Annotated in this window: 13 protein-coding genes, 1 tRNA gene and 1 pseudogene; 2 read left to right on the top strand and 13 right to left on the bottom strand. The window is 60.3% G+C overall.

Annotation, left to right across the window (positions count from 1 at the left end; translation table 11 throughout):
- Positions 1-127: 127 nt before the first annotated feature.
- Both gabT and gabD read right to left on the bottom strand, forming a co-directional pair.
- Positions 128-1,405, bottom strand: coding sequence for a 4-aminobutyrate--2-oxoglutarate transaminase (gabT, locus tag J0G10_RS01955; RefSeq protein WP_220557279.1), 1,278 nt, complete (start codon positions 1,403-1,405; stop codon positions 128-130).
- Positions 1,406-1,590: 185 nt separating this feature from the next.
- On the bottom strand, positions 1,591-3,033 hold the full coding sequence (gene gabD / locus J0G10_RS01950) for an NADP-dependent succinate-semialdehyde dehydrogenase (RefSeq protein WP_007917688.1): 1,443 nt from the start codon (positions 3,031-3,033) through the stop codon (positions 1,591-1,593).
- Positions 3,034-3,475: 442 nt separating this feature from the next.
- On the opposite strand from gabD, the gene J0G10_RS01945 reads away from it, so the two are divergent.
- Positions 3,476-3,552, top strand: a tRNA-Arg gene (locus J0G10_RS01945).
- 76 nt (positions 3,553-3,628) lie between these two features.
- On the opposite strand, the gene J0G10_RS01940 is transcribed toward J0G10_RS01945, so the two are convergent.
- From J0G10_RS01940 to J0G10_RS01920, 5 genes are all read right to left on the bottom strand, one after another.
- The gene (locus J0G10_RS01940) at positions 3,629-3,898 is read right to left on the bottom strand and encodes a hypothetical protein (RefSeq protein WP_245398013.1); all 270 of its coding nucleotides are present in this window, start codon (positions 3,896-3,898) and stop codon (positions 3,629-3,631) included.
- 20 nt (positions 3,899-3,918) lie between these two features.
- On the bottom strand, positions 3,919-4,515 hold the full coding sequence (locus J0G10_RS01935; protein ID WP_095047048.1) for a hypothetical protein: 597 nt from the start codon (positions 4,513-4,515) through the stop codon (positions 3,919-3,921).
- The gene (locus tag J0G10_RS01930; protein ID WP_220558824.1) at positions 4,512-5,093 is read right to left on the bottom strand and encodes an RNA polymerase sigma factor; all 582 of its coding nucleotides are present in this window, start codon (positions 5,091-5,093) and stop codon (positions 4,512-4,514) included. The genes J0G10_RS01935 and J0G10_RS01930 overlap by 4 nt, the downstream gene beginning before the upstream one ends.
- 30 nt (positions 5,094-5,123) lie before the next feature.
- On the bottom strand, positions 5,124-6,803 hold the full coding sequence (locus J0G10_RS01925) for a vWA domain-containing protein (protein WP_220557278.1): 1,680 nt from the start codon (positions 6,801-6,803) through the stop codon (positions 5,124-5,126).
- 87 nt (positions 6,804-6,890) lie between these two features.
- On the bottom strand, positions 6,891-7,451 hold the full coding sequence (locus tag J0G10_RS01920; protein WP_095047045.1) for a YbhB/YbcL family Raf kinase inhibitor-like protein: 561 nt from the start codon (positions 7,449-7,451) through the stop codon (positions 6,891-6,893).
- Between the two features lie 139 nt (positions 7,452-7,590).
- Here J0G10_RS01920 and J0G10_RS01915 point away from each other — a divergent pair, with 139 nt between their 5' ends.
- Positions 7,591-9,120 (top strand): FAD-dependent oxidoreductase, encoded by a 1,530-nt coding sequence (locus J0G10_RS01915; RefSeq protein ID WP_220557277.1) that lies wholly within the window; start codon positions 7,591-7,593, stop codon positions 9,118-9,120.
- A gap of 68 nt (positions 9,121-9,188) precedes the next feature.
- Here the strand turns inward: J0G10_RS01915 and pgaD are convergent.
- The 6 genes and pseudogenes from pgaD to J0G10_RS01885 form a co-directional block, all read right to left on the bottom strand.
- A pseudogene (gene pgaD, locus J0G10_RS01910) lies at positions 9,189-9,714 on the bottom strand (poly-beta-1,6-N-acetyl-D-glucosamine biosynthesis protein PgaD).
- Entirely contained in the window at positions 9,711-11,066 is a 1,356-nt protein-coding gene (pgaC, locus tag J0G10_RS01905; RefSeq protein ID WP_095125235.1) for a poly-beta-1,6-N-acetyl-D-glucosamine synthase, read from the bottom strand. The pseudogene pgaD and the gene pgaC overlap by 4 nt, the downstream one beginning before the upstream one ends.
- A 1-nt stretch (position 11,067) precedes the next feature.
- Positions 11,068-13,065: a poly-beta-1,6-N-acetyl-D-glucosamine N-deacetylase PgaB gene (pgaB, locus tag J0G10_RS01900; protein WP_220557276.1), complete on the bottom strand. Its 1,998-nt coding sequence runs from the start codon at positions 13,063-13,065 to the stop codon at positions 11,068-11,070.
- A gap of 12 nt (positions 13,066-13,077) precedes the next feature.
- Positions 13,078-15,558, bottom strand: a complete 2,481-nt coding sequence (gene pgaA, locus J0G10_RS01895; RefSeq protein WP_220557275.1) for a poly-beta-1,6 N-acetyl-D-glucosamine export porin PgaA — start codon at positions 15,556-15,558, stop codon at positions 13,078-13,080.
- A 250-nt stretch (positions 15,559-15,808) separates the two neighbouring features.
- Positions 15,809-17,314: a YdgA family protein gene (locus tag J0G10_RS01890; protein WP_095125232.1), complete on the bottom strand. Its 1,506-nt coding sequence runs from the start codon at positions 17,312-17,314 to the stop codon at positions 15,809-15,811.
- A gap of 292 nt (positions 17,315-17,606) precedes the next feature.
- Entirely contained in the window at positions 17,607-18,242 is a 636-nt protein-coding gene (locus J0G10_RS01885) for an NADH:ubiquinone oxidoreductase subunit N (protein ID WP_095126610.1), read from the bottom strand.
- Positions 18,243-18,330 lie beyond the last annotated feature (88 nt).

Genomic DNA, 18,330 nt, shown 5'->3' with positions numbered 1-18,330 from the left:
TTGCAATGCCTGAACCTTAGCCAATGCTGGCCATTCGATACAGCGCTAAAGCAATTGATATGTTCACGGGGCGAAAAAAACCCGCCGAAGCGGGTTTTTTTGTCTATCCGATCACACAGTGCGCGGCTTACAGCTCCGAGAAGCACTCTTCGATGATCGCCAGACCTTTGTCCAGTTGCTCGTCCGGCGAGGTCAGCGGTACGAGGACGCGCAGAACGTTGCCGTAGGTGCCGCAGGACAGCAGGATCAGGCCCTTGTCGCGCGCCTTGGCCACAACGGACGCTACAGCGGCGGCGTTCGGCTTGTGGCTGTCGCCATTTTCGAACAGCTCGACCGCGATCATCGCGCCCAGAGCACGGACTTCGCCGATGACCGGGTACTTGGCCTGGATAGTTTTCAAGCCAGTAACCAGACGCTCGCCGACAGCCTTGCAGCGGTCCAGCAGTTGCTCTTCTTCGAACACTTCCATCACCGCCAGCGCAGCGGCGCAAGCGATCGGGCTACCGGCGTAAGTGCCGCCCAGGCCACCCGGGGCGATGGCGTCCATGTATTCGGCCTTGCCGCACACACCGGCCAGCGGGAAGCCGCCTGCGATGGATTTGGCGAAGGTGGTCAAGTCGGCAGAAACGCCCATCTGCTCCATGGCGAAGAAGGTGCCAGTACGGCCAGCGCCAGTCTGTACTTCGTCAGCGATCAGCAGGATGCCGTGCTGGTCGCACAGGGCACGCAGACGCTTCATGAACTCTTTCGGCGCAACGTAGAAACCCCCTTCACCCTGCACAGGTTCGATGATGATCGCGGCGATGTCTTTCGGCTCAGCGTCGTTCTTGAAGATGCGTTCGATGGAAGCGATCGAATCATCGATGCTCACGCCGTGCAGTTCGTTCGGGTACAGCGCGCGGAAGATGCCGCCTGGCATCAGGCCCATGCCGGCCGAGTACGGCACGACTTTACCGGTCAGGCCCAGGGTCATCATGGTGCGACCGTGGTAAGCGCCGGTGAAGGCGATCACGCCAGCGCGGCCAGTGGCGGCACGGGCGATTTTCACGGCGTTTTCAACGGCTTCGGAACCGGTGGTGACCAGCAGGGTTTTCTTGGCGAAATCACCTGGCACCTTGGCGTTGATTTTCTCGCACAGCTCAACGTACGGCTCGTAAGCCAGCACCTGGAAGCAGGTGTGGGTCAGCTTGTTCAGCTGTTCGGTCACGGCGGCGATGATTTTCGGGTGCACGTGGCCGGTGTTCAGTACCGCGATGCCGCCGGCGAAGTCGATGAATTCGCGACCTTCAACGTCCGTCACGGTGGCGTTCTTCGCCGACTCAGCGAAGATCGGGTGAATCTGGCCGACACCACGTGGAACAGCTGCGGTACGACGGGCCATCAGTTCAGCGTTAGTCTTGCTCATTACAGTCCTCATTCGCCGCTCATCGGGCGGCGTGGTTCAAGGATTAAGCGGGAGAAATCGACGGTGGCAGCATGCGATGATCGACTGCCACGGCGTTCCTGGCCGCAGAGAAAATTCCGGTTTGAAACCACGCAAAGGGACAGCGCTCTCGTGCCCTTTGCGTTTGCAGCAATCCTTGTCCGAGCTTAGATGCCCAGGCAGAGGTATTTGATTTCCAGGTAATCTTCGATGCCGTACTTGGAGCCTTCACGGCCCAGGCCCGAGGCCTTGATGCCACCAAATGGCGCGACTTCGTTGGAGATCAGCCCAGTGTTGACGCCAACCATGCCGTATTCCAGCGCTTCCGCGACACGGAACACACGACCGAGGTCGCGAGCGTAGAAGTAGGAGGCCAGGCCGAACTCGGTGTCGTTGGACATCGCGATCACTTCGGCTTCGTCTTTGAAACGGAACAGCGGCGCCAGTGGACCGAAGGTTTCTTCCTTGGCCACGGCGGCATTTTTCGGCACGTTGGTGAGGATGGTCGGCTCGAAGAAGTTGCCTTCCATCGCCTTGCCGCCAGCCAGCACGGTGGCGCCTTTGGCTACAGCGTCAGCGATGTGTTCTTGCACCTTTGCCACGGCTTTTTCGTCGATCAGCGGGCCAGTGGTGGTGCCGTCTTCCAGACCGTTGCCGATCTTCAGTTTCGCCACAGCCACTTTCAGCTTCTCGGCGAATGCGTCGTAGACCGAATCCTGAATGTACAGACGGTTGGCGCAGACGCAGGTCTGGCCGTTGTTGCGGTATTTGGAAATGATCGCGCCTTCAACGGCCTTATCCAGGTCCGCGTCGTCGAACACGATGAACGGCGCGTTGCCGCCCAGTTCCAGCGAGACTTTCTTGATGTCCTTGGCGCATTCCGACATCAGTTGACGACCGATTTCGGTCGAACCGGTGAAGGACAGTTTGCGCACGATCGGGTTGCTGGTCAGCTCGCTGCCGATGTCGCCGGCGCTGCCGGAGACCACGCTGAACACGCCCGCAGGAATGCCCGCGCGCTGGGCCAGTTCGGCCAACGCGAAAGCGGAAAACGGAGTTTGCGAAGCTGGCTTGAGCACCATGGTGCAACCGGCAGCCAGTGCTGGACCGGCCTTGCGGGTGATCATCGCCGCCGGGAAGTTCCACGGGGTAATCGCCGCGGTCACGCCGATTGGCTGCTTGATCACGATCAGGCGCTTGTCTGGCTGGTGGCCCGGAATCACGTCACCGTAGATGCGCTTGGCTTCTTCGGCAAACCACTCGATGAACGACGCGGCGTAAACGATTTCGCCCTTGGCTTCGGCCAGCGGCTTGCCCTGCTCGAGGGTCATCAGACGCGCGAGGTCGTCCTGGTTCTCGATCATCAGCTCGAACCAGCGACGCAGCTTGCCGGCACGCTCTTTGGCGGTCAGGGCACGCCAGGCCGGCAGCGCTTTGTCTGCGGCTTCGATGGCACGGCGGGTTTCGGCAGCGCCCATTTTTGGCACGGTACCGAGGATTTCGCCGGTGGCCGGGTTGTTGACCTTGATCGTCTGACCGTTGTCCGCATCGACCCAAGCGCCATCAATGAAGGCTTGCTGGCGGAACAACAGGGTGTCTTTAAGCTGCATGTCGGCTTTCCTTAACAGCACCGCGGCCTGCGCGGAGCAAATTATGATTGTAGAAAGGCGCCTCGCAAGGCTGCCGTCAGGGAAATCAGTGACCGGGTGTGGCGCATCGACAGTGCACGATTCGAAACACCGGCGCTTCAACGCCCGGTCAACGAGCGTTTGAAATCTCAAACGGATCGTAGGATCAAAGGGGTTAAAGGACAATAGGTCGTTCGAAAAAAAGAACAAAAACGCCGCGTTTGTGGAATTTTTCAGATCAACGAGCCTAAAGCCTCAGCCGCAGCAAAACCATAGAACAGTCCCACGAAAGCGCCAAGCGAGGGTTTTGCAGGACGTTACCGCTTTATGGAATACCGCGATTTGCGCGGACATGCGCACTGACAATACCCGCCAAAACCCGGCATGGACGCCCCGAGTCGACCTAGGTATGATGTCGCCCGCTGCACCAGTAGCTCAGCTGGATAGAGTACTGCCCTCCGAAGGCAGGGGTCGTGGGTTCGAATCCCGCCTGGTGCACCATTGATTTAACGAGAAAGCCCCGGACTGTCATGGTCCGGGGCTTTTTTGTGGACGATGCAAAGGCACCTGAACGACGTCACTCCGTCGTCCAGTCGAACTCGTCGTAATCATCGTCGTCTTCTTCCTCCTCAACCTCCTCTTCGAAAACGTCGTCTTCATCAACGACATCTTCTTCCGGCTGATTCAGCAGAAATTCCTTACGCGTCTCGGTAATCGCTCGCCGCATCTCTTCGCCCTTCTCCGGGCAGTTGAGCAGTTGGGCGATGCGGTCAATTTTTGCTGCCACGTTGTCCTCCAGCGCATTGGCAATAGCCCGATAGTGCGCGTTTTTGCGGGGCAATGCCAAATCGCTGGGGGTTCAGGCGGTCATTTTTTCTGCAACTGTTCGAGTTGGGCGTCGAGATCGGCGTTCGGGTAGCGTTTGTGCAGGTTGTTGAACAGGCTGTCGGCGGCTTGCGATTGGCCGGATTCGCGTAGGCGCAGGACTTCGCGCAGTTGTGCGTCGAGGCCGTTGGCCGGGGCGGCGGCGCGTTTGCTGAATTTGGCTTCATCGGCGCTGATGGCTTGATCCTGCATCGGTGCGGCCATTTCCATCATCGGCGCAGGTGCCGGCATGGCGCCGGCCGGAGCGGACAATCGGTGCAGTTGCGCTGAGTTCGTATCGGTCATCGGTACGGCAAGTTTGGGGGCTGGGGCGTAGTCGTAATGACGCAGCGGCTCAGGAGCGCGCTGTACCAGTGACAACATCAATGCCACGCCGACGAGGCTGGCGAATGCAACCTGCCAGCGTGGTTTACGGCAAGCATCCAGCCAGCGTTGCCACAGGCTTGGTTTCGGCGCAGGGGTTTGACGCTGCGCAGCGTTGAGGATGAACGCATCCAGATGCGCTGGCGGTTCAGCGTTGTGCTGTTCGCGAACATGTTTAATCACCGAATCTTCCGGTGTCTGGCGGGCGTCAGTCATGTCAGTACCTCCTCGGCCAGCAGCCGACGCAGTTTTTGCTGGGCATAGCGCAAGCGGCTTTTGACGGTTTCCAGCGGTGTTTCGGTGAGGCTGGCGATTTGTGCCAGGTCGAGGTCGCCGTGGGCACGCAGCAAGAACACCTCGCGCTGGTCGGCGGGCAGGGTTTGCAGGGCGCTTTCCAGGCGCTGGCTGTCGCGACTGAGGCTGAGCAGTTGTTCGGGATCGTTGGTTTCATCGCTGACCGCGTGATGTTGCTCGTCGTAGCTGTCGTGCAACGGTTGCCGGGCGCCGTGTTTGCGCCAGTGGTCGATCAGGCGATTACGGGCAATCTGGAACAACCACGTCCGAAATGTCGCCAGCCCTTGTGGCTGACTGCTGCTGCGGATCAGGCTCAGCCAGGTTTCCTGAAACACCTCGTCGGCCAGTTCCGGTTTGCCGCTCAATCCGAGCAGAAACCGGTACAAACCCTGACGATGGCGCGCGTACAAGATCTCGAACGCCGCGCTGTCGCCTTGGCGATAACGCGCCAGCAACGATTCATCGCTGCTGGCGGTTGAGCTGTCTGCCGAGGCAAACAGCTGACTGATGAAGCCTTTCAGACGACTCACTTATTTGATCCGTTGTTCAGTGGCCAACGCGTTCGATGCGGTTGAGCTGCGCAAGCTCTGCGCCAGTTCGACCAGTTGCACGAACTCGTTGCGCAGACCGAAGCGATCATCGCCGCGAGCGCCACGGGCCAATGCCTCGGTGTCCTTCAAGCTGAAGTCGCCGGTATAACGGCCGTCTTTGAGCTGCTGGGAGAACGCGGCCACGGCGGCGGCAAAACGCAGATCTTCGCTGGCGGTTGCAACCTGATTGGCGATGGGCCGTTCGATCAGCAGACTTTTCCCACCTTCGGCACGCTGATAACGCACACGCAGCATTGCTAATTCTCCGCTCTTTGCCGAAACAACAGCGTCGGATTTGCCGTAACGCAGCGGCTCCAGCCAGCCCTGCTCGCCCGCCGGAACAATTTCGTACAGCGCGGTCACCGTGTGTCCTGCGCCGATTTCGCCGGCATCGACTTTGTCATTGCTGAAATCCTCACGCTTCAACGCACGGTTCTCGTAGCCGAGCAGGCGATATTCGCTGACCTGCGCCGGGTTGAATTCCACCTGCAGTTTGACGTTTTGCGCCACCACGGCGAGGGTCGAACTCAACTGATCCACCAATACTTTGCGTGCCTCGCGCAGGTTGTCGATATAGGCGTAGTTACCATCGCCAGCGTCGGCCAGTTGTTCCATCAAGTGTTCATTGTAGTTATCCACACCGAAACCCAGGGTCGTCAGCGAAATCCCGGTTGTGCGTTTATCCACAGCCATTTGTTTGAGGCTGTCGAAGTCACTGACGCCGACATTGAAGTCACCATCAGTGGCCAGGAGGATGCGGTTGATGCCTTTGGGGATGAAGGCTTGCTGTGCCATTTGGTAGGCCAATTCGATGCCTGAAGCGCCGGCGGTCGAACCGCCCGCAGTCAATTGCTCAATGGCTGTACGAATTTTCGCTTTTTCACGTCCAGAAGTCGGCTCCAGCACCACTCTCGATTCGCCGGCATACACCACCAACGAAACGCGATCCTGATCGCGCAACTGATCGACCAGCAATTTCAGCGTGCTTTTGACCATCGGCAGGCCTTCGCGGCGATCCATCGAGCCGGACACGTCGACCAGAAATACCAGATTGGCCGGGGCCAGTTCCGCCACGGCGCGGTCGGAGGCCTTGATGCCGATGCGCAGCAAGCGCGTGTGCGGGTTCCACGGTGAAGCGGCCAGTTCGGTGGTCACGCCGAAGGGCGAGCCATCACTGGGCAGCGCGTAGTCGTAGGGGAAGTAATTGACCAGTTCCTCCAGCCTCACCGCGCCTTCCGGCGGCAGTCGGCCCTGATTGAGCAAGCGGCGGACGTTGGCATAAGCGCCCGTATCGACGTCGGCACTGAAAGTCGAAACCGGTGTCTCGGCGACGCTGTGGATCGGGTTATCGGCCAACGTCTGATACTGCTCGCGCTGCTCGTCGCGATAGCTCTGTGGATAACTTTCACTCAACGGCATCGGCGCGCTGCCCGCATTGGGCATCCTGTACAGCGCGCGTTTGGCCATTGAGCTGTCAGCCATCACGGCTTCCTGTTGAACCAGCACCTCAGGCTGCGCCGGCGCTGGCACAGCAGCGGAATCGGGTGTGGACGAAGCACCGCAACCGGCGAGCGCCAGCAGCACACCAACCGCAACAGGACGCAAAAGAGAATGAGACATGGGGGCTGACCTCGGGATGATTTTGATCATTCATCCCCTGAGACGGGCAGCCCTTTCAGTTCGGGTTAAACGCCGCTAAAAATATTTTCAGCGGTGATAACGGCGCACCGCACTGCTGTTGCGCAGCACATGGCCTTTGATTTTTTCCATCAGCTCGGCGCGGGTCAGACCGGCGGGCAAGGCGTCCGGCGCCAGATCCAGTGCGTAGATCTGGATGATGTAATGGTGCGCACTGTCGCCCACTGGCGGGCACGGCCCCATGTAATGGGTGTTGCCCTTGCTGTTGGTGCCACCGACACCTTCGAACGCGGACTTGGCACCGACGCCAGCTGCAATCTGCCGTGTAGTGGACTTGATGCCGTAATGAATCCAGTGATCGACACCCAGGCCTTTCTGGCCGTCCGGGTCGTGCATGACGATCGCGTAACTCTGGGTGCCGGCAGGCCCGGCGTTCCAGCTCAAGGCCGGCGACTGGTTCTTGCCGCCGCAACCGGGCGCATCGCTGGCCGCTGCCGAGGTGAACAGGCGGTTATCGGAAACACCCGGGATGCTCAGGGTGAAACGCTCCTGGGCCTGCGCCGGAAACTGCACGCAAAGGGTGACGGCGAGGGCCGCCAGCCAGGGGTTGAGAGAGGTCAATCGGGTCATTCCGGGAGCACCTTGTGCAGTGGGGCCGTCGTCGGCTTGCAAACTATAGCTGTACCGTTCGTGCCGTGGCAGTGGCAAATGGCTGAACCTCGCACTACCGCGCAAACTCACAAGAGAAATGCCCGCGAGGAAGCCGATCATGCCCCTGCACCGTGTCGCCCGATTCGCCGATGTCCCTGAAGACCGTGGCCTGCAGGTTGAAATCGGCGAATGCAAGATTGTGCTGTTGCGCACCAACGGCCAGTTACGTGCCTTTCAGGGCGAATGCCCACATGCCGGCGCGCCGTTGGCTGATGGTGCTTTGTGTCACGGACGGCTGATCTGCCCGTGGCACAAGGCCGCGTTTCGCGCGGAGGATGGCGCGTTGTGCGAGCCACCGGCGCTCGACAGCCTCAAGCGCTATCCGCTGGAACTGCGTGGCGACGAGGTTTGGGTCGATGATCAGCCGTTGCCCGACCCGCATACGCCGCCGGCGGACGATTCGCGCACTTTCGTGATTGTCGGTGCCGGCGCGGCAGGTACAGCGTGCGCGGCGGCGTTGCGGGAAAAGGGTTTCAGTGGGCGGATTGTGATGATCGATCGCGAGGCGGATGCCGGTTACGACCGTACCGTGTTGAGCAAATTTGTCCTAGCCGGGGAGATGACCCCGCAAGAAACACCGCCGCTGCGTGAAGATGACTTCTATAAAGAGCAGCGCATTGAACGTCAACAAGGCGAAATTAGCGCAATCGACGCGCCGAACAAAACCTTGCACCTTATCGACGGCCAGACGCTGAGTTATGACGCCGCGGTGCTGGCCACTGGCGGTGAGCCCAACTCGCTGAAGTTACCCGGCACCGACCTGCCTCAGGTGTTCGTTTTACGCTCAAAAACTCAGGCAGAGCAGATCATGAGCTCAGCCAGACCGGAGCAACGCGCGGTGATCATCGGCGACAGCTTCATCGCCCTCGAATGCGCATCGGCCCTACGCCAATATGGCCTCGACGTCACGGTACTGGCTCGCCACGCGATGCCCTTCGCTGCGCAATTCGGTGAAGCCGTGGGCAAGGCGATCCGCGCGCTGCACGAACAGAACGGGGTGAAGTTCATCACCGAACACGCAGCCACCGAGATCATCGGCGATGGCAAAGTCGAGGCCGTATTGCTGGACAATGGCCTGCGTCTTTCGGCGGATCTGGTACTGGCCGGGATCGGTGTGCACCCGGCCACCGAGGCCTTCGCGTCACTGCCGAGGGAAAAAGATCAGTCATTGCGCGTCGATGACGGTATGCGCGTTACGGACGGCCTGTGGGCGATCGGCGACATCGCTACTTTCCCGCTTCACGGCCAGCCGCAACGCATCGAACACTGGCGCCTGGCCCAGCAGCATGCGCGAATCGCGGCTGCCAATATGCTGGGTGGCGAGGAGCATTACCTCGACGTGCCGTTTTTCTGGACCTGGCACTTCGGCAAGAATTACAACTACCTCGGCCACGCTGAGCACTGGGATGAAGTGGAGTTTCTCGGCGAGCCTGAACATCCGCCATTTATTGGTCTGTTCGGCAGAAACGGCATTCTGGTCGCTGCAGTCGCTTGCGAGAAGGAACGGGTGATGGCGCTGCTGGCCGAGCGAATGAAGCAACCGCTGGCAATGGAAGAGGCTTGGACACTGGTCCGCGATTACGCTTGATCGTTCCCACGCTCTGCGTGGGAATGCAGCCCGTGAGGCATTCCCACGCGGAGCGTGGGAACGATCAATTAACGGGGAAGAGGTTCGCGATTGTCGTCATCCTCGGCATGCAGAAAAATCACCCGCGGATGCTCCAGTGGTGCCAGCGGCGGGCAGTTCCTGCGGCTGAACCGGCCAGAAATGTGTCACCACATGGCTGATGTCACCCTCCTGATCGTTATGAATGGTCATCACCCCTGGCGTGCGCAACTTCTGAAAGCGGTCATCGCAGAGTTTGAAACTCTTGCTCAGCCCTTCATCGTCAATCACCGGCGATGGCAAGCGGCGCTGGGCGAAGCTGCGGCTTTTGCGCTGCTGATAGCGCGCCCAGGAAATCAGAATCACCGCGTTGACCAAGGCAATCCACAGATAAATCTGCAGGGTGCCCAGCGCGTCGAACGCCGATTTATCGAGCAGCGGCCCGCCCGCGTGAGTTTCGATCAGCGGCCATAAGCCACGGATCAGCAGAAACAGCAGGCCAACCCAGGCCACCACGGTGAGGATCACATCGATCACTACCAGAAAGGGCCGCTGGCGAGTCCGGATGATTTTCATTTGATGACCTCCTCTTCGTCGTCACCGATCGGTTTGATGCCCCGATCAGGACTGACCCAACGCGCACGTTTCTGATGTTGACCGAACAGCACTTTGGGGAAGCTGACCAACGTGGTCAGCAGGCTGATTAGCCAGAACACCAACGGATACCAGACCACCCAGAACATCGTGCGGCCCAATCCCGGCTCATAGCGCCGATCGATGACGATGCTTACCGCGAACTGCACCAGGCAGACGAAGGCCAGCAGCAACCCGGTAAATGCCGGCGGCATCAGGTGATCCACCGCGATCGCCTCCGGCATGACCACAAATTTGCCAACGGCCCAGAAGATCACCGACAACAGGAAGGTGAACGCCCAACCGGTCGACAGGCAGTATTCGAAGAGCAGCGGCCACAGGTAACGATGGCGGTACTGCCAGATGCCACGAATATTCTTGAACAGCACTTCGGCGCCGCCCTGCGCCCAGCGCAGTCGTTGCTTCCACAGACCGCCGAGGGTTTCCGGCATGAGGATCCAGCACAGCGCGCGTGGCTCGTAGAAGATGCTCCAGTGATCCAGTTGCAGCTTCCAGCTGATATCGATGTCTTCGGTGATCATGTCCGGGCTCCAGTAACCGACGCGGTTCAACGCGGTACGGCGGAACGCGACGATCACCCCGGAGACGGTAAAAATCCGCCCGAATACCCGTTGCGTGCGCTTGATCAAGCCGATGATCGATGAGAACTCACCGACCTGCACCCGCCCGACCAGCGTCGAGCGCGTTCGGATCCGCGGGTTACCGGTCACCGCGCCAAGGCGTGCGTTATCCAGCATCGGCGCGACCAGATACGCCGCGGTGTTCGGCGCCAGCAACGCATCACCATCGATGCACACCAGATACTCACTACGCGCAGCGATCGCCCCCATACGCAGGGCCACAGCCTTGCCCTGGTTTTCCGCCAGATGCAACACGCGCAAACGTGGATCTTCCTTGGCCAGCGCGTCGAGCACTTGCGCGGTGTTGTCCTTCGAGCCGTCGTTGATCGCGATGACTTCGATGTTCGGATAATGCTGGGCCAGCGCCGCGTGGATGGTATCGGCGGCATTTTCGCCTTCGTTGTAGCACGGGATCAGGATCGAGATCAGCGGCTCGCCTTCCAGCGGTGGCGGCAAGGTGTCGTCCTGCCACGGCCAGTGGCGCTCCCAGTGCAGCCAGAAATACAGGCCACCGGCAATCCACAACCCGGACATGAACAGCGGGTAGAAGAACACGAAGTCCATCAGAAACTGCCCGGTGACCAGGAAGATCAGGCCCAGCGGCACGCCGAGGACGAGCGCCAGAACAAGCAGGGCTAACAGTCTATCCAGCATGTTATGGATTCCATTTGTTGGAGAGTGCAGGCCTTACGGTTTTCAGGTCCGGCAGGTTGTCGAGGAAGTTGTCCGGGTAGTAACCGAAACTGGTCGCGCCCTGACGCTTGAGGCGACCCATCCAGTCAGCCAGAAGGGCACCGTCAATGTCGGCCTGATCCTTTTTCGTCCAGTCGCGTGCCTGCAATTCGAACACCGTACGATCCAGCGCGCCGGGGCGTTTCCTGACTGTAGCCACCAACGCTTCCAGCCACGGGCCGGACTCTGCCTGGGTCTGTTTTTCCATCAGCGGCATGGCCATCGGCGCGGTCCAGTCGTAGGTCTGCAAGAAGTCATCGAGGTTCTGTGCGTACCATGCTTCGCTCTCGGGATTGAGCATTGGCTCGGCGAAAATATTGCGTGCGGTCAGCACCTGCGGGCCGCGGATCGCACGGACTTTGGCGGTCAGCTCGTTGGTGAAGTCAATGAGGTATTGGCTCTTGAAGCGCGTCCAGCGCTGCATCGCTGCCGGATCGTCGCGCAATGCTGCAATCGAACCCGGCAAGCCGTGGGCAGCGTAGGCTTTCAGGGCTTCAGGGCCGGCATCTTCGAAATCCGACAGTACCGCGTCATCGTGGTAAAGAATGCCGTTGACCGAGGTCAGGCGCGCCACGTCTTCGTAGATTTCACCGATGATCCGTCGCACTTCAGGATCGAACGGCGACAAGCGTTGGTACTGATCCGGATCCACCGAGGTGATGCCGGTTTTCGGGTCCCAACGGGTCACGCGCGGCAGTTTCGAGTCGAGACCAAAACTCAGCACCGGCATCCACGCGAAGACCTTCACGTTAGCGCGGGTACGTAGTTGCCAGGCGACGCGGTTAAAAATATCCGCACGCACCGGCAAGTGACGGTTGGGGAAGTACAGCGAATGCACCAGGCCATCGCCCTTGGGATCGGCGAAGGCTTGCAGGAACACCGTGTTGGCGCCCAAGTCAGCGATGCGCTGCACCAGTTTTCCGAGGTTGATGTCCTGCTGCGCCGGATCCGGGTCGTAAACGTTGTCCAGATCAACATGCACAACGCGCATGACGAAATCCGACTGCACGTCGACGATACTGTTGGCGAAACGCTCGCCGTCAGGATCCGAAGCAACGAGAAAGCGCGGGCTGCTCATCAGGTTGTCGAGGGCGTCGAGACCGTCTTCGAGGGTCAGGGCCATTTCGTAGCCCTCCTCGCCAACCACCGTCAGCGATGTGCCGTCCGCCGCGCCATACGGCCAGACCCAGACGCGTGGTTTCTTGCCGGTGACCTTGCGGATTTTTTCCGAGATGTTGTTCACGTCGGTGCGAATCCGTGCTTGGAATTCGGCCTCGGACTCATAACGTTTGGTCAGCGGATCATAGCGCCGGGTCGCGGCAGCAGGCTGCAGGTTGCCCTGCGGGTTGGCCAGGATCCCTTTGTGGTTGGCGTCGGTGTGCGCGGCAATTTCCACCAGACCGGATTGCGAGATTTCGCGAATCTGATCCCAGGTCAGGAAGTCGGAACGCGCACGCGGCGCACCGGCAAAATCCACCGGTTGATTGAGCGGCGTGTCGATCCAGCTGCCGACCGGTGCCAGCAGCGCGTGCCAGTTATAGGCGCGCAGCACCGGCAGTACGCGGGTGTAAAAGCTCGAATAGCCGTCGTCGAAGCTGAGCAGGATCGCTTTCGCCGGCAGCTCCGGGCCGCCCTTGCGCGCGGCCATGATCTGGTCGACGGTGACCGGTTTGTAGCCGTTCTCGCGCAACCACGCGAGCTGCTCGATCATGCGCTCGGTGCGCACCGCCACCACGGCCTGATCGGGATCGCGGTCTTCAACGTCGTGATAGGCAATGCCGAGCACGTGATTTTTCGGCCACGGTTTTTCGCTGGCCGCCAGCGGACGCTCGGATGGCGGCGCAAAGGCCGGAGCTTGCTGGGCGCAGGCGCTGACCAGCAGCGCTCCCAGCAGAAGGATGAAACGCGAAATCAAAGGCATCTTCAAACTCTTCTAGAAGCGGAAAGTGAGGTCGACGAGCAGACGCAGATCGGTCTCCCGATCACCGTCGTAAGGCCGGTTGATCACACTGAACAAACCGCCCACTTCGAACACGTCGTTCCAGGCGTAACGTTGGCCGTAACCGAGCAGGGCCATGCCGCCGGTGCCGTGCTCACGCTGGCTGTACGTGCCTGCTCCGGCTTGGAATTGTTGGCTCCAGGAGGTTTCGTAGCGGTGGTAGAGCACGTGATTGACGTTGACCAGCGGCATCACGCTGAAGTCGGATTTGGGGTTGAAGTACGGCACATCATCAGACTTGGAGTTGTGGCTGGTGCCGACCTCCAGACCGGCGTCGACCTGCACGTTCGGCGCGCTGTAGACGCCCTCACGGCCGGTGAGCAAGGCTTCGACTCGGTTGTTACCGTCGCTGAAGTGCGACGGGCTCACCGACAGGCGCCATTCGCGGCTTTCGTTGGCGCGCCAGCGGATGAAACCGCTGCCGCCGTTGGCCTTGATGTCGCTGTTGAGCGCGCGCAATGGTGTCTCAGCCGAGAGGTATTCGAGGCTGCCGCCGTACTGCCAATGGTCGTTGATGTCGCGGGCGATCGCCAGCCGCGCGCCCTGTTTGTCGCCGAAACCGTAATCGTGATTGGACACTTCGGCTTCAAGGGTCATGTCACGAGTGCGGCGTTCCAGGCCAACACGCTGAAAGCGGTGGTGACCGGTGCCTTCGGCGAAGTCGCCGGTGGCATAACCGACCCCGGCGAACACGCGCCAGTCTTCATTGATGGGCGGGCTGTACAGGGTGGTCTGGATACCGAAATCGCGGCTGCCGCTGACAGCACCGGCATCACCGCTGCCACCACCGTTGGCCTTGCCGCCGTAGGCTTCGACGCGCAGCTCGGACATGTCGTGCACTTCGCGCTCACGGGCCAGACGCTGTACCTGGCGGTTATCCGGATAACGGGCGACGACGTCGTCGGTCAGCGCATCCATTTGCCGCCATTCCTGTAATTCCATCGCGGTGTGGGCCTGGCCAATTTCCAGGCCCATGGCGCGTGGCACCATGCTCTCGGTTTCCTTGAGCTGCATTTCTGCGCGGCGCGGCCAGTTACGGGCCAGGTATAAATCGGCCTGAGCCAGACGCAAACCGACGTTACCCGGCGCCTGATCGACCAGCGTCTGCAAGCGCTCCTCACCGTGGGGCAAGTCAGCGCTGTAAGTGCCGGCCTGCGCCGCCAGTTGCTGGGCGTCCATCCATTCATCATTGGGGTTGCCGATCGGCAAGCCCTTGAGTTCGACACGCGGACGCTGGGACTTGGCGGCGTCCTCGGCGACTTTGCGCGCCTCATCAGCGCGGTCGCTTTCCAGCAGCGAGTAGTACAGCGCTGTGGTGTCTACGAGTCGGTCGCCGACATCGGCATCCGGCGCCGCAAGCACTTGGCGATACAAGTCCGTGGCGATTTCCGGCTGGCGTTGATCCAGATACGACGCCGCTACCCAACGCAGTGCGTAGGTCGGAATCTTCACGCCTTCGGCTTGCAGCTTTTGGTATTCAGTGATGACGTCGGCGGTGCGCGCCCGGGCCTTGAGCGCGCCCATGCGATCGATGCGCCAGCGAATCACGTCGTCGTGCGCCGTGGCATCCGGTGTCCAGGTGGCGAGCAGTTTGTCGTAATCGACCAGCGCACGGTCGGCGATGACGTAGCGTTCTTTTTCGCTGCGGGTGGCGAGTTCGGCGAGGCGCACGCGCTCGGCGGCCAGATCACCTTCGAGGCGACGCAACGTGACCGGATCGATCAACCCCGGGCGCTGATTGGCCATACGCAACGCCGGTTCCGGCAGCCGCGCCTTTTGCAGAGCAACCACGTATTCGCGAGCGACTTCCGGCTTGCTGCCGGCGCGCTTGAAGGCCTGATCGTATTCGAACAGGGCGTCGTAAGGTTTGTTGTCACGGGTCAGGGCGTAGCCCAAGGCGAGGCGGCGCGACGGATCATCAGGTTTGGCCGCCACCAGCGCTTTGGCGCGAGTAACCGCTTCGTCGGGTTTGCCGGCATCCGCCTGAGTCAGGGCCAGGCCCAATTGCAGGTCGGCGTTGTCCGGCTCCAGCGCCAAAGCCTTGTTGTAGACCTGCGTGGCTTGATCCCAACGTTTGAGATTGCGATAGGCGCGGGCGGTGGCGGTCAGCGCCTGCACCGGCAGCACACGGTCGCGGCCCTGGGTTTCATAGACTTGCACCACTTCGGCGTCGAGTCCGGCCCAACTGGCAATTTGCAGGTGATCGCTGATCTGCCCGGTGGTCGATTGGCCGGGTGGCACCTGCCGCAAAACCGTTAGCGCAGGCGTGGTTTGCCCGGCACGGGCGTCGCGCACCATTTGATCGTAGGGTGTGTCGGCAAACGCCAGTGCCGGCCAGAGCAACTGGCTGCACAGCGCGACTCGAAACAAAGGGCGTAAACCACGATGTAATACGGGAACATCAATACGCGGCATTCGTCAGCATCCTTACATGGCCAGCCGGGTCGCAATGCCCTCCTTGCCCATTCGTAACGGTGGCCGCCAATGCACATGCAACGGCCAAGCTTAGTCAGGCAGTTTTGCACGCAAGCACAGAGCAATATCCAGAACACAATAATTGTTCAGAATCGTGCTGGTGGTTCAGCCGAAAACCCGAACGCCAGACAGCAAAACGCCCGGCGTCTGTGCGATACAGAGGCCGGGCGCTGCTATTAAGAACGCAGAATTACTGCACTTGCGTGACGCCTGCGAACTTGCTCATCAGGAAGCCGACGAACTGCTCGACGGTCATCTTCTGGCCGTTGAATTCGACCTGATTGGCGGCGTAATGCAGCTTGGTCACGACATTGGTGCCGTCGACGACGGCCAACTGCGAACCGACCGCCATGCCCGCAAACATGTCGGCCGCTTCCTTGGACTGATCGACGATGGCTTTGGCATCGGTCTGGCCGTCGAGTTGCGCCTGCACACTGAGCAGATCGACCAGCATCGGCTTGGACACCTGGATATTCAGATCCAGCAATGCAATCAGTTGTTTGCCCAGTTGATCCGGCGGCAAATCCATCGATTGCGGCTTGGTCAGGTCGATCACCAGATTGGCCTTGCTCTCGCCGTTGGCGGTGTTGAACGACAGGTTCTCCAGCGCAATCTGTGGGCCGGCGGCCAGCAATTTCTGCAGGTCGGCTTTGACCTGGGCGTTTTCAGCTTCGGTGAGGTTCAGCTCCGGCGCTGGCAAGCCTTGGGCTGCAGCCTCGGCCGCGGCTTTTTCATACGGCTGCAATTTAGTCTGGTAGATCTGCATCAGCGACATGGTCGACGGGATGTCGAGGTTTTTCAGGCTCATGGCCATATTGGCCGAGCCGATTTTCTTGTCGTTGAGGCTGACTTCGCCAACCTTGTAATCGGCACGGCCAGAGGCATTGCTGCCGTTTTCTTCGGTGAGGTTCTTCATTTCGAAGTTCTTCACACCGAGCACCGATTGCTTGGTGCCGAAGGTGGTTTTGCTGTTGGTCAGCTCCAGAGTGTTTTCCCCGGTGTAGTAGCCGTAGCTGCTCTTGGCGAGGTTGCTGGCCAGGGTCAGACCGTTGAGCTCGACCTGCACCGGCGCCTGGTCTTCAGCCACAGTAACCAGTTTCAGGTTATCCATGTAGCCGTCTGCCTTGACCTTCTGCGCTTTGGCGTTAGCGGAGATGTTCATGGTCAGGCCGGAAAATTTCAGACTCGATTGCTCATCCAGCGCAGTTTCGAACGGCAGCAGGTCGAGAGTGCTGGTGGTGGACTCGTCGTAGCCGATGCTGGTCACGCCTTTGAGCGGCGCGGCGCCCTTGGTGGCGGCGAACCACTTCTCGGTAGCCGGATTCTTTTCCAGTTCGTAGTTGCTGGTGGCCATGACCGGCAGCCATTTCAGCGAAACCAGACGCGAGAACGGCAGCGGACCGTGTTCGATGTGGTCGACGAACAGCAGTTCGACCGGCGCATCACCGAACATCTCGCCTTCACCCTTGAGGCGATAGTGCGCGGTGCTGGTGAAGGTGTGGCGATCCAGCGACACCAGCTCCAGCGATGCGGTGCCGTTGGAGCCGGCCATCGCGGTTTGCAGCTCTTTGTTGGCGTTGCTGACGGCGTTGTTCAACACGCCTTCGATTTTGGTCCCGGTGTACCAGGCCCCGCCCGCGCTGATCGCGCCGATGGCAACAACAATTCCGAGGAGCACGCCTGCTGATTTATTCATGAATGACCTGATCGATTTCCGTGGCTGTGAGTGTGGTCGTCTTCCCTGAACCCGTGACCGGGTCGCGGCTCGACTGCGCTGAATTCAGCGGTGGAGATTAGCACCGGGCGCGTGAGCTGGCCCAATGTTTAAAGGTTAAAGAGTGTCTATGGGGGGAATGGACAGTCGACAGGTTGGAAGAGTTTCGGTGTTTTTCAGTCCGCCTTCGCGAGCAGGCTCGCTCCCACAAGGACAATACTGTACCTGTGGGAGCGAGCCTGCTCGCGAAGGGGCCAGATGATTCAGGCAAAAATCAGGAATACTGAACCTCGATCTCATCCAACTGATGATCAAAGCTTTTGAGCCGCGCGGTCCAGGTGTACACCAGCACTTCAAAGTCCCGATCGATCACCGCCCCGCCCGGCCCCTCGGCGCGCGGGTCGCAGAAATCCAGTTGATAACGCTCGCGGGCCATGGCTGTAGCGACATCGGACAATTCGCGGGCATTGTTGAGCCAGTGCCAGCCCTCGTCATCGATCTGCTTGTCGAGTTCCAGGCACTGCTTTTTGAGCGCTTCGAGACTTTTTTCCAGCGGCGTGCCTGTGAGTTCGCCCATGACTTCGGCGAAGGTGCGCCCCGGCTGCCAGTAACTGCCCCAGAAATACCGGTCGAACACGGTTTCGACCCGGCGCAGGGCGACTTTGGTGTCCCAGATCAGCACCAGGGTCTTGCCCTGTTCAAGCTGCCGCTTCTTCACGCGCTGCACCTGAACCGACGCCCAGGCGACCACGACGATGGCCATGACCGCAATCAGCGCGACGGCGCTGTCGAGGAAAACCATGGCCTTGTCGATCTGGTGGGCCAGCATGATGCCGTAGAAATAGGTCGCCGAGAGCAGCACCAGCGCTGCGATGGCGCACCAGAAGCCGAGAGCGTAAGGGTTTTTCATTATTGGTTTCCCCTAGACCAGCGCTAGCAATGTGCGCTGAAAGGGCGCCTTGCTCGGGGCGCCCCTCCAACACTTCAAAGCATAGCAA

It is taken from the genome of Pseudomonas germanica, from assembly GCF_019614655.1.
GTDB lineage: Bacteria > Pseudomonadota > Gammaproteobacteria > Pseudomonadales > Pseudomonadaceae > Aquipseudomonas > Aquipseudomonas neuropathica.
This window is presented reverse-complemented; position numbering and strand designations above follow the sequence as displayed.